The sequence below is a fragment of the Pseudodesulfovibrio karagichevae genome, from assembly GCF_041414475.1.
Taxonomy (GTDB): domain Bacteria; phylum Desulfobacterota; class Desulfovibrionia; order Desulfovibrionales; family Desulfovibrionaceae; genus Pseudodesulfovibrio; species Pseudodesulfovibrio karagichevae.
Genome location: NZ_JBGLYH010000136.1, coordinates 1 through 591 on the forward strand (window position 1 = coordinate 1; position 591 = coordinate 591).

At 55.5% G+C, this 591-nt stretch carries 1 protein-coding gene; it reads left to right on the forward strand.

The annotated features are described in order from the left end of the window. Positions 1–330, forward strand: a 330-nt coding sequence (locus AB6M95_RS19690) for a site-specific integrase (RefSeq protein ID WP_503366747.1), incomplete at its 5' end; no start/stop codon positions are given. Positions 331–591: the final 261 nt, after the last annotated feature.

Below are 591 nucleotides of genomic sequence, written 5' to 3' on the forward strand. Positions count from 1 at the left end.
ATCTTTCCCGAACTCGTCAAGATCAACACGAACTACGGCCACAAACTCGGCGAAAGGTTCAGTGAATTCAGGAAAACCATCGAACTTGAGGAAGCAGAAGGGGTCAAGGATTTTCACAGCTTGCGGCATACGTTCTCCAACTTCTTCAAGCAGAAGAAGATGCAGGACGACCCGTTCGAACAGACCTTTGGCCACAAGCTCAAGAAGATGTCCGCCGAACGGTATGGGGGGCGTTTCCCGGCCTCCATGTGCTTCGAGGAGGTCATAGCCCACCTCGACTACGGGATGGACCTGTCTCATCTGGCAAAATCGAAATACGTTCCCAAGTGACGGTCCTCATTTGGCGATAGTCCTTCCCTCATGTCGGCCCCAAGCCGACATGAGGGAAGGACGGTTCCATGGGGGAGATAAATCGCCTGGGCGATTTATCTCCCCCATGGAACCCCACGCCCAAAAAGAAAACCCCGCCGAAGCGGGGTCCTGTCACTGACTGCTGCCAAGGTAGGCATCGGACACATCACGCCTTCCTGCGGAATGTCCTGCGGTCACTTCGATTTCGTCACGGGCTTCGGCGTCGAGCCGGGGCCATTC